14 protein-coding genes are annotated in these 20,137 nt (G+C 73.9%); 8 read left to right on the forward strand and 6 right to left on the reverse strand.

The annotated features are described in order from the left end of the window. Positions 1–88: 88 nt before the first annotated feature. The 3 genes from ACFV2J_RS12260 (at position 89) to ACFV2J_RS12270 (ending at position 4,257) form a co-directional block, all read left to right on the forward strand. Positions 89–928: a Scr1 family TA system antitoxin-like transcriptional regulator gene (locus ACFV2J_RS12260; protein ID WP_385087875.1), complete on the forward strand. Its 840-nt coding sequence runs from the start codon at positions 89–91 to the stop codon at positions 926–928. Beyond that, a complete protein-coding gene (locus ACFV2J_RS12265) occupies positions 925–1,173 on the forward strand; it encodes a DUF397 domain-containing protein (RefSeq protein ID WP_385087873.1) in 249 nt (82 codons plus the stop codon). The genes ACFV2J_RS12260 and ACFV2J_RS12265 overlap by 4 nt, the downstream gene beginning before the upstream one ends. 102 nt (positions 1,174–1,275) lie before the next feature. After that, positions 1,276–4,257 carry a beta-galactosidase gene (locus tag ACFV2J_RS12270; protein WP_385087871.1) on the forward strand — a complete coding sequence of 994 codons (2,982 nt, stop codon included), beginning with the start codon at positions 1,276–1,278 and terminating at the stop codon, positions 4,255–4,257. Between the two features lie 79 nt (positions 4,258–4,336). On the opposite strand, the gene ACFV2J_RS12275 is transcribed toward ACFV2J_RS12270, so the two are convergent. Next, on the reverse strand, positions 4,337–5,221 hold the full coding sequence (locus ACFV2J_RS12275; protein WP_385087869.1) for an SMP-30/gluconolactonase/LRE family protein: 885 nt from the start codon (positions 5,219–5,221) through the stop codon (positions 4,337–4,339). Beyond that, positions 5,218–5,994: an IclR family transcriptional regulator gene (locus tag ACFV2J_RS12280; protein ID WP_385087868.1), complete on the reverse strand. Its 777-nt coding sequence runs from the start codon at positions 5,992–5,994 to the stop codon at positions 5,218–5,220. The genes ACFV2J_RS12275 and ACFV2J_RS12280 overlap by 4 nt, the downstream gene beginning before the upstream one ends. A gap of 191 nt (positions 5,995–6,185) precedes the next feature. Between ACFV2J_RS12280 and ACFV2J_RS12285 the strand changes: the two genes are divergently transcribed. Next, on the forward strand, positions 6,186–6,791 hold the full coding sequence (locus tag ACFV2J_RS12285) for a hypothetical protein (RefSeq protein ID WP_385087866.1): 606 nt from the start codon (positions 6,186–6,188) through the stop codon (positions 6,789–6,791). On the opposite strand, the gene ACFV2J_RS12290 is transcribed toward ACFV2J_RS12285, so the two are convergent. The 3 genes from ACFV2J_RS12290 to ACFV2J_RS12300 all read right to left on the reverse strand — a co-directional run bounded on the left by ACFV2J_RS12290 (position 6,772) and on the right by ACFV2J_RS12300 (position 9,539). Next, positions 6,772–7,692: a RimK family alpha-L-glutamate ligase gene (locus ACFV2J_RS12290; RefSeq protein WP_385087864.1), complete on the reverse strand. Its 921-nt coding sequence runs from the start codon at positions 7,690–7,692 to the stop codon at positions 6,772–6,774. The two genes, ACFV2J_RS12285 and ACFV2J_RS12290, sit on opposite strands and share 20 nt — an antisense overlap. An 86-nt stretch (positions 7,693–7,778) precedes the next feature. Then, a complete protein-coding gene (locus tag ACFV2J_RS12295; RefSeq protein WP_385438415.1) occupies positions 7,779–8,993 on the reverse strand; it encodes an MAB_1171c family putative transporter in 1,215 nt (404 codons plus the stop codon). 6 nt (positions 8,994–8,999) lie between these two features. Next, entirely contained in the window at positions 9,000–9,539 is a 540-nt protein-coding gene (locus ACFV2J_RS12300; protein WP_385081794.1) for a toxin-antitoxin system, toxin component family protein, read from the reverse strand. Between the two features lie 791 nt (positions 9,540–10,330). Here ACFV2J_RS12300 and ACFV2J_RS12305 point away from each other — a divergent pair. Together ACFV2J_RS12305 and ACFV2J_RS12310 are read left to right on the forward strand one after the other, a co-directional pair. Then, positions 10,331–11,899 carry an acyl-CoA synthetase gene (locus ACFV2J_RS12305; protein ID WP_385081789.1) on the forward strand — a complete coding sequence of 523 codons (1,569 nt, stop codon included), beginning with the start codon at positions 10,331–10,333 and terminating at the stop codon, positions 11,897–11,899. Continuing rightward, positions 11,892–13,232, forward strand: a complete 1,341-nt coding sequence (locus ACFV2J_RS12310; protein WP_385081787.1) for a carboxyl transferase domain-containing protein — start codon at positions 11,892–11,894, stop codon at positions 13,230–13,232. The genes ACFV2J_RS12305 and ACFV2J_RS12310 overlap by 8 nt, the downstream gene beginning before the upstream one ends. 64 nt (positions 13,233–13,296) lie before the next feature. On the opposite strand, the gene ACFV2J_RS12315 is transcribed toward ACFV2J_RS12310, so the two are convergent. After that, entirely contained in the window at positions 13,297–16,929 is a 3,633-nt protein-coding gene (locus ACFV2J_RS12315; protein WP_385081786.1) for a S8 family serine peptidase, read from the reverse strand. 615 nt (positions 16,930–17,544) lie between these two features. Between ACFV2J_RS12315 and ACFV2J_RS12320 the strand changes: the two genes are divergently transcribed. Further along, positions 17,545–18,582 carry a rod shape-determining protein gene (locus ACFV2J_RS12320; RefSeq protein ID WP_153290745.1) on the forward strand — a complete coding sequence of 346 codons (1,038 nt, stop codon included), beginning with the start codon at positions 17,545–17,547 and terminating at the stop codon, positions 18,580–18,582. A 57-nt stretch (positions 18,583–18,639) separates the two neighbouring features. Further along, the gene (locus tag ACFV2J_RS12325) at positions 18,640–20,106 is read left to right on the forward strand and encodes a GAF domain-containing protein (protein ID WP_385081783.1); all 1,467 of its coding nucleotides are present in this window, start codon (positions 18,640–18,642) and stop codon (positions 20,104–20,106) included. The last annotated feature ends 31 nt before the right edge of the window (positions 20,107–20,137 follow it).

A 20,137-nucleotide genomic window follows, 5' to 3' on the forward strand; every position in this document is an offset into this window, starting at 1 on the left:
TCGGCGCCGCGTACGCCGGGGAAGCGTACGCGGTGACGGGGTGGACAGTACCGGTCACGGGGCGTGACCATGGCCACGGGAGGTGACCATGGCGGTCGAGGGTGCGGTGGGGACGGGTGGCGAGCCGGAATCGTCCGACAGTCTGCGGACGTTCGGTGCGGTCGTGCAGGCGTTGCGGGAGCACGCGGGGCTGAGCCGGGAGGAGTTCGGCGAACGGGTGCGGTTCTCCAGACACACGGTGGCGTCCGTGGAGTTGGGGCGCCGCATGCCGGACCCGACGTTCGTCGAGCGGGCGGAGGAGGTACTGGGGAACACCGGGGCGTTACGGAAGGCGGCGGGGCATCTGGCACGGCAGCCGGGGCTCGCGGCGTGGTTCCGGCGATGGGCACGGTTGGAGGCGACCGCGATCACCCTCTATACGTACGAGTGCCGGTTGATTCCGGGGTTGTTGCAGACGGAGGCGTATGCGCGCACGTTGTTCACGAACCAGCTGCCCCCACTGGACGACGCACAGATCGAAGCGCAGTGGACGGCCCGGGCGGAACGCCAGCGACTGCTGCGGGAACGGCCGAACACGGCCTTCGGCTTCATCCTGGAGGAAGGCGTGCTCCTGCGGCGCACGGGCGGGGTGGAGGTCACACGAGGACTCATCGATCACGTCCTGGAGATCGCCCAGCTGCGGAACGTCGAGATCCAGGTCATGCCGCAGGTACGGGAGACACATGCGGGGCTCGACGGTCCGATGAGGTTGCTGGAGACACCCGACAACCGCTGGTTCGCCTACTGCGAGGGGCAGGAGAGCGGCCAGCTAATCGCCGATCCGAAGGTCGTCAGCATGCTCCAGATGCGGTATGCCAGGATGCGTTCACAGGCTCTCACTCTCGAAGACGCCCTGAGCCTCTTGCAGCGCATGCGAGGAGACCTATGAGCACCAGCGGACTGGCGTGGTTCAAGTCGAGTTGCAGCAGCGGCGGCTCCGGCGACTGCGTCGAAGTAGCCCTTTCCTGGCGCAAGTCCAGCTACAGCGGTGGTTCCGGCGACGACTGCGTAGAGGTCGCCACCTCCCCCCGCACCGTCCACGTCCGCGACTCCAAGGACCCCCAGGGCCCCCACCTCACCCTCTCCCCCGTCACCTGGTCCGACTTCCTCACCTACGCCGTCACCCGCGCCTGAGCCCGCCCACCCTTGCCGCGCCGGGAACCTCATATGACCGGAATAGGACGAATCGCTGTGGACAATGATCACAGCGACGCCGCTGTCCCTGGGAGGCCCCGCATGGTGTTGAGCAGACGTACCTTCAGCGCACTCGCCGGCACCGCCGCGCTGGGCCTCACGCTGGGCGGCAGCGGTGGCGGCGGCGCGTACGCGGCCGGCACCGTGCCCACCGGGCCCGCGCCCGGACCGCCCCGCGCCGACGGACGGCGGCACACCATCGGGTTCGACAAGTACTCCCTGCTGATCGACGGCAGACGCGTGGTGCTGTGGTCCGGCGAGGTCCACCCCTTCCGGCTGCCGAGCCCCTCCCTCTGGCGCGACGTGCTGCAGAAGCTGCGCGCCCACGGCTACAACACGATCAGCGTCTACGTCTCCTGGAACTACCACTCGCCCGCCCCCGGGCACTACGACTTCACGGGCGTCCGCGACCTCGGCCTGTTCCTGCGCACGGCGGCCGAGACGGGTCTGTACGTGATCCTGCGGCCCGGCCCGTACATCAACGCCGAGGTCGACGCCGGCGGCTTCCCGGGCTGGCTGACGGCCACCCGGGGCACCGCCCGGACCTCCGACCCGACCTATCTGTCGCACGTCGACGAGTGGCTGACCGCCGTGAACCGGGTCGCGGCCCGGCACCTCCACACCGACGGCGGCGGCACGATCGTCCTCTACCAGCTGGAGAACGAGTACGCGAACAACGTCACCAGTCCGCGCGGCCGCGACTACATGGCCCACCTGTACGCCAAGGCCCGCGCCGACGGCATCGACGTACCGCTGTTCCACAACGACAAGGGCAGGAACGGTCACTGGGCACCCGGGACCTTCGACACCCATGGCGAGAAGGGCCGTTACCTGTACGGGTTCGACGGCTACCCGTCCCCTGCCGAACCGCCGCCGGACTGGGGCTACTACGGCGTCGGCGGGACGAAGGGCGGCTCGACCGCGAGTCCCGGGACCCCGGGGTTCCTGGCCGAGTTCGGCGGCGGCTGGTTCGACCCGTGGGGCGGGGTGGAGTTCGACGGCAAGGGGTACGCGGAGTCGGCCCGGACCCGGGACGCGGCGTACGAGCGGCGCTTCTACCTCACCAACATCGCCAACGGCATCAAGATCCACAACGTCTACATGACCTTCGGCGGCACCTCCTGGGGCTGGCTGCCCGCGCCGGTCGTCTACACGTCGTACGACTACGGTGCCGCCCTCGACGAGGCCCGCAGGCCGACCCCGAAGCTGGTCCCGATGCACCAGATCGGGCAGCTCCTGCACTCCGTGCCCGACCTCGCCAGACTGGACCGGGCGCCGGCCGTCGCGGTCGGCGACGGCGGCGGGTCGCGGGCCCTCGCCGGGATCACGGCGTACCACCTCGTCAATCCCGACACCAAGGCGCACTTCCACGTGCTGCGCAACGACCGGCCCGCCGACGTCGTGGCCGCCGTCACGCTCGCCGGGGAGAGCGTCCGGGTGCCCCTCCCCGGTCTCGACGCCCGGCTGCTCGCCACCGGACTCTCCCTGGGGCGGCGGACCCTGCGGTACTCCAGCGCGCAGCCCATGCTGCGGCTGGCCGCCGGACGGCAGGACATCGCGGTGTTCACAGGGCGGCGAGGTGAGCCGACCTGGACGGTGCTGGAGTGCGCGAGCGCGCCGAAGGTCACCGTGCTGGAGGGCAGCGCGCGCCATGAGCACGCACACGGCCTCCTGCGTATCGACGCCGAACTCAAGGGCCTGACACGCGTGTTGGTGGAGGGCGGCGGCGACACGGCGCCGCTCCTGCTGCTCCTCGCCGACGACGGGACGTCCGCGCGGCTGTGGCGTCACGACACCCCGTCGGGCCCGGTCCTGGTGCGCGGCCCGGCCCTGGTGCGCACCGCGGACCTGCGCGGCACGACCGTCCACCTCACCGGGGACACGGTGACGGCCGCGGACCTGGAGGTGTGGGGGCCGCGCGGCGTGGACGGCGTGGTCTGGAACCAGGGCGCGGTGCGCACCCGCGCGACCCCGTCCGGCAGCCGGCTGGCCGAGCGGCGGCTGCCCGGCGTACCAGCCGTCGCGCTCCCCGCGCTGCGGAAGTGGCGCCATCACACCGAGAACCCGGAGTCCGCCGCCCGGTTCGACGACTCGGCCTGGCGGACCGCCGACCGGACGTCCTCGCACAGCGTCACCCCCGTACCGGCCGGGCAGCCCGTGCTGTTCGCCGACGACTACGGCTTCCACTACGGGGACGTCTGGTACCGGGGTCATTTCGCGGACGCGGCCGGCGCGGAGTCGGTGTCCCTGTCGTACGTCACGGGCACGCAGGGGCTGCTGATGGCGTGGCTGGACGGCAAGCCGCTGGGCACGCACCGGATGCCGGTGCCGGACAAGAAGACGGTCCGGCAGGGGACCTGGGCCGCCAGGGCCACCTTCCCCGTCCCGTCGGAGGTCCGCCGGGCGAAGGGGCCGCACGTGCTGTCGGTCCTGGTGCGGCGGATGCAGCACGACCAGGACGGCACGGCCAAGGACACGCACAAGGCGGCCCGCGGGCTGACGGCCGTGACCTTCGGTGGCGCCGCGCCCGCGCTCTCCTGGCGGATCCAGGGCGCGGCGGCCCCGGACCCGGTGCGCGGGCCGCTGAACCACGGCGGTCTGTACGGGGAGCGGCAGGGCTGGCATCTGCCGGGGTTCGCGGACGGCGGCTGGAAGGCCGTGGAGTTCCCGCAGGCGCGGCGGGGCCAGGGGGTCTGCTGGTACCGCACCGGGTTCCGGCTCGCGGTCGACCCCGCCGTGGACGCCTCGATCGGGCTCACCCTCACCGACGACCCGTCCCGCGCCTACCGTGTCCAGATCTTCCTGAACGGCTGGAACCTGGGCCAGTACATCAACGACGTAGGTCCTCAGCACACCTTCGTGCTGCCGAACGGGGTGCTGAACACACGGGGTGCCAACACCTTGGCCCTCGCCGTGCTGGCGGACGGGACCACGCCCGCGGGTCCGGGCACGGTGCGGCTGACCCTCATGGGCAGTGCGGCCGGTGGGGTGCCGGTGACGCCGGTGGCCTCTCCCGGCCGGTGATCGCCGGCCGGGCCTGATCGTCCCCGTCCGGTCGGTGACTGGGCGGGGACGTCGGGGGGATCGGGTTTCCGGGAAGCCGTCAGCCGGCGAACGCGGGCTGTGCCAGGCCCTTCCCGGCGCCGGGGACGACGAGGACCGAGCCGGAGAGGGGGTGCGGGGCGACCAGACCGGTTCGGGCCGTGGTGATGTACAGGTCGGTCAGGTCGGCGCCGCCGAACGCGCAGGCGGTGGGGCGGCGGACCGGGAGGGCGATCACGCGGTCGAGACGGCCGTCGGGGGTGTAGCGGCGGACCGCGCCACCGTCCCAGAACGCCACCCAGACACAGCCCTCGGCGTCCACGGTGAGCCCGTCCGGGTAACCCTCCACGGCATCGATGGTGACCAACGCACGCCTGTTGCACGGCAGTTGGTCCTCGCCGACGTCGAAGACGTCGATCCGCCGGGTCGGGGTGTCGATGTAGTACATCAGCCGCCCGTCGGGGCTCCACCCCGTGCCGTTGCTGACGGTGACGTCGTCCAGGACGGTGTGCGCGGTGCCGTCGGCGGCGATCCGGGACAGCGCGCCGCCGCCCCGGCCCTCGTCGTAGCGCATGCTGCCGGCCCAGAGCGCGCCGTCGGGGGCGACCGCGGCGTCGTTGCCCCGGCGGCCGGGGACGAGTTCGCGGTGCAGCCAGCGGAACCCCCCGGGCGGACCGGACGGGCCGGACTTATCGGACGCGACCGTCGGACCGTACAGCCCCACGCCGTCACGGAGGTTGACCACCAGGCCGCCGCCCACGCGAGGCTTGGCCGCGCCCACGTGCTGCTCGGTGACCATGACCGTACGGCGCCCGGAGAGGGGATCGTAGGTGTGGACGCGGGAGCCGAGGATGTCGACCCAGATCAGCCGCTGCTCGCGGGCGTCCCAGGTCGGACCCTCACCGAGGGCCGCGTCGGCGCGTATCGCGACGTCGAAGCCGGTCATCCGACCACGCTCCGGTGACCGAGCCGCTCGGAGAGCTCGGCGGCGCCCTTCGCCGCCAGCTGCTCCAGCTCGGCACGGCGGTCGTCGCTCCAGCGGATCATCGGTACGGAGATGGACAGCGCCGCGACGACCTGCCCCGTGCGGTCGCGCACCGGGGCGGCCACACAGCTCACGTCCGGGTTCGACTCACGGCTCTCCACGGCGACGCCGCGGCGGCGGATCTCCGCCAGGGCCTCGCGCAGGGCACCCGGTTCGGTGATGCTGTTCGGTGTCATCGCGACCAGGTCCGCGTCGTCGGGGACACGGGAGGCCAGCTCCGGACCGGGCAGCGAGGCGAGCAGCATCTTGCCCACGGAGGTGCAGTGGGCGGGGAGCCGGCGACCCGCCGCCGACACCATGCGCACGGCGTGCGTGGAGTCGACCTTCGCGATGTAGATGACGTCCGTGCCCTCCAGGATCGCCACATGGACCGTCTCGTCGCAGGTCTCGGCGACGGAACGGGCGACCTGCTGGCCCTCCGCGGCGAGGTCCAGCTGCTCGGCGTAGCGGCTGCCGAGCTGGTAAGGCCGCACACCGAGGCGGTAGCGTCCGGGCTGGCCCGGTATCTGCACGATGTACGAGCGGGCGGCGAGCGTGGTGACCAGCTCGTGCACCGTCGTCCGAGGCAGTTGCAGCCTGCGCACGATGTCGGGGGCGGAGAGCGTGCCGTCCCCGTCGAGGAAGAGCTCGAGGATGTCGAGAGCCCGGGTCACGGCAGGTACGAGGCGTCCCACAACCGGCCCCCTCCCTATGTTCGAAATTTCAACAGACGATCGGCATGACGAACACAGGCTACTCATGGTGGTCTTGGAGGGGCAATGGGTGGGCGACAGTGAGGTGCCGGGGGCTGGTTTCGAGTGGTGGGGACGGCGAGGCGTACGACCTTCCGCGCGACGCCGCCCGTGCGCCGGCCCGATGCGCGATCATGGGCCCCATGCCCGCCAAGCGACCCGCAGGACCCTTCACCCCGCTCGACTTCCAACTGGTCCTGCTGCGCCGCATGGCCGACCACAACCCGGACCTCGTCGACGACGCCCGTCGTGAACTGGGTGTCTCCCTCGCCGACATGCGCGAGGCCAACCGGCGCTGGCAGGCGATGCTGCACGCCCCGCGCTCCCGCTCCGCGGCCCACCGCTACCGCTCGGTCCTCGGCGCCCCGGAGTCGGCCGGACCGCGCCGGATCGGCGACCTCACCTGCGAGGCCCTGCTGTGGCCCGTCCCGCTCTGGCCCGGCCTGCGCTTCGAGGTTCTCGCCCTGCCGAACGGGGTGGTCTGGAACGAGTGGCTGGTCCGCGCACCCGGTACCGCCGGTCCGGCGCTGAGGACCCTCGACGACCTGACCCCCTGGTCCTGCACGGTCGACGAGGCCGCCCGCGCCTTCGCCCCCGCCCGGCCACTGGAGGGCACCGCCCCCACCCGCTGGGGGCTCGCCTTCACGGCCCCGGACGCGTCGGGGGTACGGCGGGAGTGCGCGGCCGAGTTCACCTGGGGGCTGCTCCAGCGGGTGGCCGTCAGCGGGCGGCCCGGATGACCGCCTCCGCGACGACGGGCACCGACTCCGGGTGCAGCCACAGGAAGAGGTTGGGTTCCACCAGTTCCAGTTCCATGACGCACGGCTGCCCGTCGTCGCCGTCGACGACGTCGACCCGGGCGTAGAGCAGGGCGTCCCCGTCCGTGCCGTGCGCTCCGTGCGGTACGGCGGCCAGCGCGCGCTCGGCGAGGGCGAGTTCGGCCGGGGTCGGCTGCCAGACCTCGAGCCGGGGGTGCGGGACCTTGTCCGCGTCGTACGCCGTCCCGGGTTCGAGGACCGCGCCCTTGCGGGCGGCGTGCAGGAAGCGTCCGCCGAAGAACTGAAGCGCCCGCTCGCCGGAGGTGTCCACGCCACGCAGGTAGGGCTGGACCATCGCGGTCAGCCCCCGCTCGTGCATGCGGGCCAAGTGCCGCAGCGCGGTCTCCCGCTCCTCGGGCCGGTAGCGGGCGGCGAGCCGCGCGCCCGCGCCCGACGTGGGCTTCACGACGTACTCGTGGTCGTCCGGAAGGGCGGCGGGGTCTCCGGGCGCGAGGTACCGGGTCGGCACGGTCGGCACCCCGGCCCCGGCCAGTTCGCCGAGGTACCGCTTGTCGGTGTTCCACCGCACGACCGCCGCCGGATTGGCCAGCCGGGTGAGCTTCGCGACCCGCTCGGCCCACGCCACGAACTCCGCGACCCGCCAGCTGTAGTCCCAGGTCGAGCGGATGAGGACCAGGTCGAAGTCCGCCCAGTCGACGGCCGGATCGTCCCAGTGCACGATCCCCGCCCGCGCCCCGGCGTCCTCCAGGGCTCCCTCCAGCACGGGCAGGTCCCGGTCCGCGCTCGTCGTGCCCTCCTCCGGCCGGTAGGTGGCGAGTGCGATGCGGGGGCGGGCGGCGGTGCGGGCCACGGCGGACTCCATCCTCGTAACGTCTGATCCCCGGGGAGGCTACAACCGGCCGTGCCGGCCCGGCTCGCGCGGGCCGGACCGGTGCGCGGGACGGGCGCTCATCGGGCCGGGACGCGCGCGGCCGGGACGGCCGCGACGGCGCGCACCGCCCGCAGGTCCGCGGGGTGGCGCAGGGCCCGGGACACGGCCTCGATCTCCGCCAGCAGGTTCTCGGTGTCCGGGTCCACGAGGGGTGCCGTGACGTCGTCCCGCCGGGTGCGCCTGCCGGTCTCCACGGCGTCCTGGACCGTCACCGCGTGGGCGAGCGCCCGCGCCCGGCCGGCCTCGAACCCCAGGCCGACCGCCGCGTCGTACGCCGTGTGCCGCAGGTCCTCGTCGAGGAACCGGGCGAGGTGCAGCAGCGCGTCCCGGATGAACGTCTCGCGGCGCATCAGGCGCAGTTCCGGGGTGGCCCGGAGTCTGACGGGGACGCGCCCGCCCGCGGCCGTCCGCATCAGCCGGTACAGGGGCCGCAGCCGCCAGAGAGCGAGCCGGGTGCGCGCACGCCGCTGAAGGAACTGGCCGGCGTGCGGCAGGATGAAGCCGACCGCGATCAGGACGGCGGAGAGGGAGGCGACCGGCGGGGCCAGGTCGGTGCTGAGCGGGTCCAGGTCGTGACCGCTCCAGCGGGCGCCGACGGCGCAGAGCTTCGCGGCGTCGTAGACCAGGTTCACCGTGTAGCCGACGCCCAGGAACTTCAGGCCGCCGCGCAGCCATACGTCGAGCCCGTCCGTACGGATCCAGTTCCAGACCAGCTTGGACGTGATCAGACAGGCCACGGTGTGCGCGAGCAGGTAGAGCACGATCAGCTCACGCATGAACGGCGTGCGGGCGTAGTACGTGTCGAGGTCCCGGATCCGCTCGGCGGGCGCGTCGGCGAACGCGAACAGCACCCACAGCGCGACGATCACCCCGGCGTAGACGGCGACGACCCAGCGGGTGGCACGGCGGGTGGCCGCGCGGCCGGTGATGCCGTTGCGCCAGGTCGTGATCATCAGCAGGCAGGCTCCGCTGAAGGCGGTGACCAGGCTGTAGAGCAGGGGCGCCGCGATGTTCGGTACGCCGGTGAAGCGGTTGGCCCAGGCGATCGTCGGCGGCGCTGCGGAGACGAAGACGGCGCAGGCGACGACGAGGAGGCCGCCGACGGCTCGAAGGAGCGGGTCCTTCCAGAGCTTGACGATGCTGGGCAGCTTGATGGCGAGGGCGGCGGTGAGGACCGCGATCGGTATCCAGAAGGAGATGTAGATCCCGGCGAGGAAGTGGGAGAGGCCCATCGCCGGTCAGTCCCGGGGGCCGCGGTAGCCCAGGGAGGCCTGGATGGCGCGTCCGACCGGGTCGGCGGGGCCCTGCGGGCGGGAGCCGGTCACCCAGGAGCGGAAGACGCTCGCGAGGTGGAGGCCGAAGTCCTCGGCCTCGGCCTCGTCGGCCTCGTGCGAGCCGTTGCGGGCGGCGACGGTGAGCGCGATCTCCTGCCAGCGGGGGTCGTCCGACAGGGCGCGGGCGGCGGCCGCGCCGGCGAAGTGGTGGTGGGAGTGCGCGTGACCGGCCGACATGTGCCACAACTCGTGCCCGAGGATGACGAGTTGCTGGACCGTTTCGGCGCGCTCCTCGACGATGACGAGGTCGAAGTCGTGGAACTCCATCCACAGTCCGGTGACCTCGATCTCGTCGGGGAAGCGTTCGAAGCGCAGCTGGACGGGCCGGCCGTCCCGGCGCCGGCTCATCTCCTCACAGAGCGCGCCGGCCAGTTCCCGTACGTCGACGGGCGCGTCGAGGCGCTTCCGCAGGGACCGGGAGAGTTCGACCGCGAGGGCGCGCATCTCGGAGTCGGCTCTGCGGGAGAACAGGGCCGCGGCGCGCTTCCAGACACCGCCGGCCCGTCCGGCCGTCCTGCCCGTCACACCGCTCGCCGCACTCCGCGTCACTCCGCTCTCCGCCCCGCTCCTCGCTCCGTCGCGCAGCCGGACCCGTCGCCCCGTGCTGTCGTCGTGGCGGTTGACCCGTCAAATTGTCGCGCCGTGGGCGAGACTACGGGCCCGGATCGCCCCACGCCATGGTTTTCCGCGCGGTCGTTCCCGGTTCGGGAGCGGCGCGAGCACCCGCCGCCCGCACGCCCCTCGGGTACCTGCCGGTAGGCGCCGCCGGGCGGGGCTCAACGCGCGTCCTCGTGCGGGTCCCTGACGGTGGCCGTACCGGAGCGGGTAAGCGGTGCCGGTGCCGGCATGCGGTGACCGTGCCGGAGGCGGGGGGCGGTGCCGGTCCCAACGGGCGGGTGGCCGTGCCGGGCCGCCGGGCGGCTGGCGGTGCCGGTAAGCGGGGGCCGTCCCGGTGCCGGGGGCGGGAGCGGTGCCGGTAAGCGGGGGCCGTCCCGGTGCCGGGGGCGGGAGCGGTGCCGGTAAGCGGTGGCCGTCCCGGTGCCGGGGGCGGGAGGCCATGCCGGTCCCGGCGGGCGGTGGCCGTCCCGGTGCCGGCGGGCGGGAGGCCGTGCCGGTCGGTGTGATCTGCCTCGCGCTCCGCGGGTCGCGGGCTCCGGCAGGTTTCCCACGCCCTGGTGTAGGAACGGTTCTGACTGTCACCGGCAGAACGTCCCTACTGGCAAGGAGCACCCCGCGTGTCCTCCCTCTTTCCGGCCCTGGTCAGCGGTTCGACCGCACGGCGGCCCGCCCTTCGCTTCGGCGACCGGTCCCTGACGTACGCGGAACTCGCCGCCTCGGCGGGCGCGCTGGCCGCACGACTCGAAGGCCGGGAACGGATCGCCGTGTGGGCGACGCCGTCCCTGGAGACGGCCGTCGGGGTGGTGGCCGCGCTGCTCGCCCAGGTGCCCGCCGTGCCGCTCAACCCCAAGTCGGGCGAGGGCGAGCTGGGGCACATCGTGTCCGACAGCGCTCCGTCGCTGGTGCTCGCCGGGGAGGGGGACGACCTGCCCTCGCCCGTACGGGAGTTGGAGCGCATCGACGTCGTGACGCGGCACACCGGCGGGATCGTGCCGGAGCCCCCGGCCGAGCCGGACGACCCCGCCGCACCCGCCCTCGTCGTCTACACCTCCGGCACCACGGGTCCGCCCAAGGGTGCCGTCGTCCCCCGCCGCGCGATCGCCTCGACCCTGGACGCGCTGGCCGACGCCTGGCAGTGGACGGGCGACGACGTGCTCGTGCACGGGCTGCCGCTCTTCCATGTGCACGGGCTGATCCTGGGCATCCTCGGGCCGTTGCGGCGCGGCGGGGCCGTGCGCCACCTGGGGCGGTTCAGCGCGGAGGGCGTGACGCGCGAGCTGAACGCGGGGGCGACCATGCTGTTCGGGGTGCCGACGATGTACCACCGGCTCGCCGAGGCGCTCGCCGAGGACGCGGAGCTGGCCAAGGCGCTCGGCCGGGCGCGGCTGCTGGTCTCCGGTTCCGCCGCGCTGCCGGTGCACGACCACGAGCGGATCACGGCGGCGACCGGGCGGCGGGTCGTCGAGCGGTACGGCATGACCGAGACGCTCATGAACACCAGCGTCCGGGTGGACGGCCCGGCGCGGCCGGGGACCGTCGGGGTGCCGCTGCCGGGCGTCGGGCTGCGGCTGGTCGAGGAGGACGGTTCGACGCTCGCCTCGTACGACGCGGACGGCACCCCGACCGGCTCGTACGACACCGAGGGCAACCCCACCGGCGCCTACGACGGCGAGAGCGTCGGCGAGATCCAGGTGCGCGGGCCGAACCTGTTCACCGAGTACCTGAACCGGCCCGACGCCACGGCCGCCGCGTTCACCGCGGACGGCTGGTTCCGCACCGGTGACATGGCGGTGCGCGACGCCGACGGCTGCGTACGCATCGTGGGCCGCAAGGCCACCGACCTGATCAAGAGCGGTGGTTACAAGATCGGCGCCGGTGAGATCGAGAACGCGCTGCTCGAACACCCCGCCGTGCGCGAGGCCGCCGTCACCGGGGAGCCCGACGACGACCTGGGCGAGCGGATCGTGGCCTGGGTGGTGGCGGTGGACGCCCCCGCCGCGGGCCTCGACCGCGAACTCGCCGACCACGTGGCCCGCCGGCTCGCCCCCCACAAGCGCCCGCGCACCGTGCGCTTCCTGTCCGCCCTCCCCCGCAACGACATGGGCAAGATCCTGAAGCGGGCGCTCCCGGACGCCCTCGCGGACTCCCGGACGCCCACCCGCGCGAACGACGCCACGCATGACTGAGCGCCTCCCGGCCCGTGAGGCCATCGCCCTCGCCACCGACGAGTTCACCGAACTCCGGGTACCGATAAGACATTTCGAGCCGGACGGTCCGCTGTCCTGGCAGGGGTACGACGACACCCGCTCCCGTGCCGCGGCCCGCACCGGCGAGGACGAGTCCGTGGTCTGCGGCACCGCGGTCGTCGGCGGCACCCGGGTCGCGCTGATCGCCTTCGAGTTCGGCTTCCTCGGCGGCTCGCTCGGCGCACGCACCGGCGACCGTCTGGAAGCCGCGTACGCCCATGCCCGGGAACACCGGCTGCCGGTCGTCTCGCTGGTCGCGACGGGCGGCAGCCGGATGCAGGAGGGCATGCTCGCGCTCACCCAGCTCCAGCGGGTGGCACGGCAGTCGGCGCTGACCCGGGAGGCCGGGCTGCCGCAGATCGCGGTGGTGCGGGATCCCACGACGGGGGGCGGCTGGGCCACGCTGGGCGCGGGTTCCGACGTGACCCTGGCGCTGCCCGGCGCCCAGGTGGGCTTCGCCGGCTCCCGGGTCCGCCCGCCCGGCGCGGACCCGGCGGCGTACACGGCCGAGGCCCAGGTGGCGGCGGGCGCGGTGGACGCCGTCGTACCGGAGGGGGAGCTGCGGGAGACGCTGGCGCTGTGGCTGGCCCTGCTGAGTGCCCCCTCCGCCGAGGCCGCGCCGGTACCGGGTGCCCTCGGCGCGCCCGGCCTTCCCGCCACCGGCTGGGACGCCGTCGACCGGGCCCGTTCTCCCGAACGTCCGCGTGCGAAAGCCTACTTGGACGCCTACTTCAGCCGTCGTGCGGCGATCAGCGGTGACCGCTGCGGCGGCACGGACGCCGGTCTGCTGTGCGGGTTCGGCTCGGGGCCGCAGGGGCGGACGGTCGCGTACGCGGCACAGTGCGGGACCGCCACCCGTCCCGCCGGATACCGCACCGCGGCACGGCTGATCCGTCTCGCGGGCCGGCTCGGCATCCCGGTGCTGACGCTGGTGGACACCCCGGGCGCCGCCAACGACGCGGAGGCCGAGCGGCAGGGCGCGGGCTCCGCGATCGCGGACCTGTTCGCCGCGGTGGCCACCGCCCGCACCCCCGTCACCACGCTGGTGATCGGCGAGGGCGGTTCGGGCGGCGCCCTCGCCCTGGCCGCGCCGGGCAACACCTGGGCCACGCCGGACAGTTACTTCTCCGTCATCGCGCCGGAGCTGGCGGCGGCGATCCTCAAGCGTCCCGCGAGCGAGGTGCGCGCCACCGCGGACCAGCTCCGCATCCGGCCGCAGGACCTGCTGGACCTGGGGGTCGTACGGGGCATCGCGGAGCGCCGGGGGGAGTGAACGCGCGGGCGGCGCCGGCTCCCCCCTCCCAAGGGGAACCGGCGCCGCACGTACCGGGGGCCGGCTACCGCACCCCCACCGCCCGGACGGTCTCCTGGCTCACCGAGCCGCCCCGGTCGTCCCGGGCGAAGGCCCGCAGCGAGATGAACCGGGCACCCCGGGGCACGTCCAGCGTCCCCTTCCAGGAGGCCTGTCCACCGGTGAGCCGGACCGTCCGCCAGGTGGTCCCGTCGTCGTACGACACCTCCAGCCTGCCGCCCCCGAGGGTCCCGGTGTCCGTCGCGCCCGCCACGTACGCGGCGTGGATCCCGACCGGCACCCGGCCGCCGCCGCGCACCGATCCGGCGAGGTCGGTGTCGACGTCGTAGGCGAGGTTGATCAGCGGCAGGAAGGTCCAGCGGTCGTCGGGGGTGGCAGCGGACCGTACGGTCCACTCGGAGTGGCCCTTCGTCGACAGGGTCCAGCGCGCGGGGTCGAGCGTGGTGTCCGTGACGACCTTGTAGGTGTGGGTGTCGGCGGGCGCGTCCCAGACGTAGGCGCCCGAGCTCGTTCGCCGGTCCACCAGGGTGCCGTCCTGGTACACGCCGGTGGTCTGGGTCATCCCGGTGTCCTCGCTCCACACGTCGCCGAAGCCGGTGTGGTCGGGCCCCGAGTCGCCCCAGCCGGGGGTGTTGAACTGGATGACGTTGCCCGAGCGCTGCTGGCCCCAGCCGAGGCCGGTGCCCAGCCACGGGTGCAGGACGGGCTTGAACCAGTTCAGCGTCCGGTGGGTTCCGCCCCGGTAGCGGATCAGGCCGCTGCGCTCCTCCAGCGCGCCGGCCCCGAGGTTCACCGACTCGTGCCACAGCTGGCCCGCCTCCGTGGAGACGTAGTCGGTCCGCTCGGCCGGGTAGTCGATCCGCTCCTGGAAGCCGATGCCGACGGGGAAGGTGTCGGTGACCGAGTACCGGAACTCGCTGCCGGACGCCGGCCGGGCCCCGTGGAACCGGGTGTCCAGCACGGCGAGTTCACGCGCGGCGGGCCGGTAGGTGAGGTCCCCCCGCGGGACGGCGCCCGGGTGGCCCTGCGCGAGGTCGTACACGTAGGGCGTGTTGCGGGTGCCGGTCATCCCGACGTGTCCGAGCGCCCGCAGCCGGGCCGCGTCCGCCGTGTTCACCGTGGCGATCTGCAGGGGCCGGTCCGCGTTGTCGTCCGTCCCGAACCAGGCGTTGAGCCTGCCGGCCGCGTCGTCGGTCACGAACAGCGCCCTGGCGCCCGCGTCCTGGGCGGCCTGGGCGAGCGCGGCGGGTTCGACCCCGTCGCCGAGCCGCGCGAGGACGGCCTTGCCGCGCACGCCCGTGAACGGCCCGGTCCCGGCGTCGACCAGGGGCAGCCTGCTGCGGCCCTCGATCAGGGTGCCGCCGGGCTGGACCACGGCCTCACGCACCCCGTCGACCTCCAGCAGCGGCTTGCCCAGCCGCCACACCGTCCGGTACTCGAAGCCGCCCTGCGTCACCTTCCGCGTCGGCGCGGCGAACACGCTGTCGTATGCGAGGGGTACCTGGACGGCGCCGGACAGATCGGAGCCGCCCGCGTTCCGGTCGTACTCCATGAGCAGTTGCCGGGTCTCGGTCCGCCGGCCGACCTCCGCCCTGATCTCCCGCAACTGCCGTCCGTCGAGGGTGACTTCACGATCCCGGTCGAGGGTGATCTCCGGCGCCGCGAGGAAGCCGAGACCGAGCGAGTCGGCGCCGTGGGCGCCCCGCACGTCGAGGAAGGACGTCAGACCGTACGTCCCCGGCACCAGCCGGAGCTTCAGGGTGCCGGAGTCGCCGACCGCGGCGGGGTAGGGGTCGACACCGGCGGCGAACCGCTGCACCGCGAGGTCGGCGGCCGTGGGGGCTCCGTCCCGGTCCTTGACGTGGACGGTGAGCGTGTACCGCTCCTCCTCCTTGACCAGCCCGAACACGGTGTGCGCGACGGGCGCGCCGTCCGCCGACGCGACGATCTGGCCGGAGGTGTCGCCCACCGGGGCCTTCGAGCCGTCGCCCGTCACCGTCGTGGCGGCGGTCCCGTGCGCGGGCACGGTGAGCGTCGAGTCGGCGAGGGTGGCGACCCCGTCGGCCGCGCCCCGCACGGAGAGGCTCAACTTCACGTCCGTGTCGGAGGAGTTGGTGTACGTCACGGTCTTCGTGACCGGCTCGTCCGTGTCGTAGGGCCAGGCGTGGAAGCCCAGGTCGGCGCTTCCGGTGGCGGTGACCCGGGCGTCCACCGCGTCCGGCACGCTCACCCGGCCCGCGCCCAACAGGTACGCGGACGCGTCGAGTTGCTTCGACGTCGACATCAGCGCGTCCTTGAGCCGGGCGCCGGACCAGTCGGGGTGCCGTTCGGCGAGCAGCGCGGCCACCCCCGCGACGTGCGGCGTCGCCATCGACGTACCGCTCATGGAGGTGTAGGGGCCTTCGCCGTCGACGAGCCCGGAGCGGGCCGCGAGGATGTCGACGCCCGGTGCGGCGAGGTCGGGCTTGAGGGCGTTGTCGCCGTGGCGCGGCCCGCCGCTGGTGAAGTAGGCGGGCCGGTCGCCGGAGTCCACCGCGCCGACGGTCAGCGCGGCGTCCGCGGCGCCGGGCGAGCCGATGGAGGAGGGGGCGCCGGTGTTGCCCGCGGCGACGACGAAGAGCGCGCCCGTCTCCTCGGAGAGCGTGTCGACCGCCTGCGCCATGGGGTCGGTGCCGTCACTGGGCTCGGTCGAGCCTAGGCTCATGGAGATCACCTTGGCGTGCACGTCCCGGGCGGCCCACTCCATGCCCGCGATGATCTGCGAGTCGCTGCCCGAGCCCTGGTCGCTGAGCACCTTGCCGACGGCGAGCGCGGCACCGGGGGCGACGCCCTTCTCCTTGCCGTCGGAGGCCGCGCCGCTGCCGCCGGCCGTCGAGGTCACGTGCGTGCCGTGCCCGTTGCGGTCGGCGACCTCCTGCCCGTCGACGAAGCTCTTGGTCGTGAAGACCCGTCCGGCCAGGTCGGGGTGGGTGACGTCGGCCCCGGTGTCGAGGACGGCGACCGTGACGCCCTTGCCGGTGAGCCCGGACTCCCAGGCCCGCTCGGTGCCGATCTGCGCGTTGCTCTCGGCCATCTCCGCCCGGACCCGCCCGTCGAGCCAGACCTTGCCGAGGCCGGACTGCCGGGTGAGGGACTCCCAGAAGGTGCGCCCCCTGTCCGCGGTGAGGGCGGCGCCCCGGATGCTGGGCAGCGCCCGCGTGCGCTGCGAGCCGCGCGGGGCGGCCGTACGCGCCGCCTTGTCGTAGGTCTTCGCGTCGTAGGTGACGATCAGCGGCAGTCGGTGCGTCGTACGGTCGGTGAGCCCCTGCCGTATCAGCTCGCTGACGTCGAACAGGCGCCGGTCGAGTCTGCCCGCCCGCAGGTAGGGCAGCGCCTCGTCGGGTACGACGGTGACGGCGCCGTTCGCCACCTGGGTGCGCACCGCCCCGGTGGCCCCCGCGGGCCGCTCGACCGTGACCGTCCGCTTCCCGCCGCCGAGGTCGGTGACGGTCACCCGGTCGCCGGTGACGAGGGTGACGGTCCGTACCGTGGCGGGGCTCTTCGGCGGGGTCCCCGTCCCCGCCGCGTCCGCCGCGTCCGCCGGCCCCAAGGGCAGCGCGGCGAGCACGAGTCCGGCCGACAGCAGTGCCGCCCCGCGTCTGACTGGTCCTCTGGTCATCGATGCCCTCTCCTCGTCGGCACGTGCCGGCTCCGGTGCTGCGAAGAGTGTCGGGGGGCCGGTGCGGCGGGAGAGCCGACGGGACCTGGCGGGAAGGTGCCCTGGCGGCTTCCCGCCAGGACGGGCCGGGACGGCCCGGGGCGAGCCGGGACGAGCGGCGGAAAGCGGGACATCGGACCGGCTTTGCGAAGACCCGGCGAGCGGCACGGGTTGCGGGGACCGGGGGCATCTGCGGGTCTCCGGGCCGCGGGACCGGACCGTGCGGGTCCGCTCCCCCGGCCCCGTCCGCTCCCGTCGGCCGACCCCCTGTCCGCTCCCCCGACGGCCCTTGCGCCGCCCTGTCGCCGCGCCGGTCTCCCCGTCTCCCCTCGGTCGGTCGGGCGAGCCCCCGGTGACGCTCCGCAGGGCCGTCCCCCGCTGTACCGGTCGGATCCTCCGGACCTCCGGTCATCCCGCCGGCCGGGCCGCCTTCTCAAGGAAACCGCCGGGCGTCACCCGTTCGGCGGTACCCCGCCCGGCCCCCTTCGGAAGGCGCCCCGGTCCTCTTGAGCGGACGATGCGAGAAGGGACCGCCACGAGGCGGAGCCCGACGGTCTGCTCTCGGGAGGACCCGCCATGACCGCCAGTCTGGAGCAGCTGCGCCGCTGCCACTTCGCCGTCGACCTGGGCGCGGCCAGGACACGTGTGTATGTGAAGGGCGCGGGACTGGTCGTCGACCAGCCGAGTGTCGCCGCGATCAACACGAAGAACGGCGCGCTGATCGCGGTCGGTGAGTTCGCGGAGAAGATGACGGGCCGCACCCCCGACTACATCCGGGTCATGCGGCCGGTGTCCGGTGGCACGGTCGTCGACATCGAGATGGCCCAGCGCATGCTGCGCCAGCTGCTCGGCGACAAGGTGCGCCGCACGCTGCGCCGCAAGCCGAGGCTGCGCGCCGCCGCCTGCACCCCGCACGACGCGGACCCGCTGGCGCAGCGCGCGACGATCGAGACGCTCGTCGGACTCGGGGCGAGGCGGGTGGAACTGGTCGACACGCTGATCGCCGCGGCGGTGGGCTGCGGGCTGCCGGTCGAGCGGCCGGAGGCCACCATGATCATGGTGTGCGGTGCCGCCGCCACCCAGGTCGCCGTGCTGTCCCTGGGTTCCATCGTGACCGCCGAACGCATTCCGGTGGGCGGCGAGGCCGTCGACCGCGCGATCGTGCAGCACCTGCGCCACCAGCACGAGCTGATGCTTCCGTCGCAGTCCGTACGGCCCCTGCAGCTCGCCCTGTCCGGGAACGGGCTCACCCCGCACGGACCGACGTCCACGGAGATCCACGGGCGGGACGTGGCGACCGGCCTCGCCCGTTCGGTGCAGGTCGACACCGCCGCCGTACGCGACGCGATCCAGACCCCGCTGACCGCCGTGCTCGACGGGATCGGGAAGGTGCTGCGGGCCTGTCCGCCGGATCTGGTGGCCGACCTCGCCGACCGCGGGATCATGATGGTCGGCGGCAGCGCGCTGCTGCCGGGGCTCGACCAGATGCTGCGGCACGCGACGGGCATGCCGGTGCACATCGCCGAGCGGCCGGACGTGTGCGCGGTGCAGGGCCTGGGCTACATGCTGGAGGGCAAGATCGAGCCGCTGACGCTGGAGCCGCTGCCGGGCTGACGGCCGGCCCACCCGGGACCGGCCGATCCCCGTCCTCAGACCTCCGAGGGGGCCCGTATGACCGACCCCGTCCCCCGTCTGCCGGCCCTCCTGGAAGCCGTCCTGTGCGTCGGGTCCGACCTCGAACTGCGGGCCACGCTCCAGCACATCGTGGATGCCGCCGCCGAACTGACGGGGGCCGGGAGCGCGGCGCTGGACCTGGCCGATCCGGGCGACGACGGGCTGATGGAGATCCGTACGGCGGGACCGCCGGGGGCCGGCCCCGCCCGGCACCCCCGTGAGCGGCCCGACGACGCCCTGGGCGTCCCGATCCTCGTCGACGACGCGGTGTTCGGGAACCTGTACGTCGCCGGGAAGCGCGGCGGTCCGTTCACGGACGAGGACGGGCAGCTGCTGCGGATGCTGGCGACCCAGGCCGGCGTGGCGATCGGCAACGCCCGGCTGTACGAGACCTCCCGGCAGCGCGAGCGGTGGATCGAGGGCGCGGCGGCCGTGACCACCGCGCTGCTCACCGGGGAGGACGCCGCCGACGCGCTGATGACCGTCGCCGAACGGGCCCGGATGCTCGCCGACGCCTCGGCCGGCCTCATCCTGCACCCCACGGCGGAGGGCGGCATGAGGATCGTGACCGCGGCCACCCCCGACGGGCCGGCCGCCCCCGACGACATGGTCGGCACCACGATCGAGCCGGGCAGCCCGCTGCTGGAACAACTCCTGGGCGGTGAACCGGTGTTCATCGAGGACTCGGCGACCGACCCGCGGCTGACCACGCACGTACGGCACCGGTTCGGGCCGAGCATGATGCTGCCGCTCCAGTCGGGGGGCCGTCTCATCGGCACACTCGTGCTGCCCCGGGACCGCGGCGGCCGCCCGTACCGGGCGGCGGAACGGCTGCTCGCCGCGCAGTTCGCCTCGCAGGCCGCGCTGGCGCTGGTCCTCGCGGACGCCCAGCACAGCCGGGAGCGGCTCGCGGTCTACGAGGACCGCGACCGGATCGCACGCGACCTGCACGACCTGGTCGTCCAGCGGCTCTTCGCCACCGGCATGATGCTGGAGTCCACGCAGCGGCGCAGCACCGGGGAGGCCGACGCGGGGGTACGCGAGATCCTGGGCCGGGCCGTCGACGAACTGCAGTCCACCGTCCAGGAGGTACGCACCGCGATCTTCACCCTCCAGCAGCCGCCCGCCGACGCCCCCACCACCCTGCGCGGCAAGGTGCTGCGCGAGACGGCGGGCACGGCGGCGGCCCTGGGGTTCCAGCCGTCCACCCGTTTCACCGGCGCGGTGGAGGCACTCGTGCCCGAACCGGTCGTCGGCCACCTGCTCGTGGCCCTCCGCCGGGCCCTCGCGGCCACCGTTCGCCGCGCCGGGGTGTCCCGCGTCGAGGTCACCGTGGACGCGACGACGAGGCTTCCGGACGGGCGGCCCGGGGTGCGGCTGACGGTGTTCGACGACGGCGGCACGGCGGAGGGCGACACGGGGGGCGGTGCGGGGACGACGGTCGTGTGGCAGTCGCCCCTGTGAACGCCGGGCAGGTCACCGGTCACGTCAACTT

Source organism: Streptomyces sp. NPDC059668, from assembly GCF_042734135.1.
GTDB lineage: Bacteria > Actinomycetota > Actinomycetes > Streptomycetales > Streptomycetaceae > Streptomyces.

Coding starts and splice junctions, on each gene's coding strand:
- ACFV2J_RS12260 (WP_385087875.1), top strand. CDS start 89: ATGGCGGTCGAGGGTGCGGTGGGGACGGGTGGCGAGCCGGAATCGTCC.
- ACFV2J_RS12265 (WP_385087873.1), top strand. CDS start 925: ATGAGCACCAGCGGACTGGCGTGGTTCAAGTCGAGTTGCAGCAGCGGC.
- ACFV2J_RS12270 (WP_385087871.1), top strand. CDS start 1,276: ATGGTGTTGAGCAGACGTACCTTCAGCGCACTCGCCGGCACCGCCGCG.
- ACFV2J_RS12275 (WP_385087869.1), bottom strand. CDS start 5,221: ATGACCGGCTTCGACGTCGCGATACGCGCCGACGCGGCCCTCGGTGAG.
- ACFV2J_RS12285 (WP_385087866.1), top strand. CDS start 6,186: ATGGGCCCCATGCCCGCCAAGCGACCCGCAGGACCCTTCACCCCGCTC.
- ACFV2J_RS12290 (WP_385087864.1), bottom strand. CDS start 7,692: ATGGAGTCCGCCGTGGCCCGCACCGCCGCCCGCCCCCGCATCGCACTC.
- ACFV2J_RS12295 (WP_385438415.1), bottom strand. CDS start 8,993: ATGGGCCTCTCCCACTTCCTCGCCGGGATCTACATCTCCTTCTGGATA.
- ACFV2J_RS12300 (WP_385081794.1), bottom strand. CDS start 9,539: ATGCGCGCCCTCGCGGTCGAACTCTCCCGGTCCCTGCGGAAGCGCCTC.
- ACFV2J_RS12310 (WP_385081787.1), top strand. CDS start 11,892: ATGACTGAGCGCCTCCCGGCCCGTGAGGCCATCGCCCTCGCCACCGAC.
- ACFV2J_RS12315 (WP_385081786.1), bottom strand. CDS start 16,929: ATGACCAGAGGACCAGTCAGACGCGGGGCGGCACTGCTGTCGGCCGGA.
- ACFV2J_RS12320 (WP_153290745.1), top strand. CDS start 17,545: ATGACCGCCAGTCTGGAGCAGCTGCGCCGCTGCCACTTCGCCGTCGAC.
- ACFV2J_RS12325 (WP_385081783.1), top strand. CDS start 18,640: ATGACCGACCCCGTCCCCCGTCTGCCGGCCCTCCTGGAAGCCGTCCTG.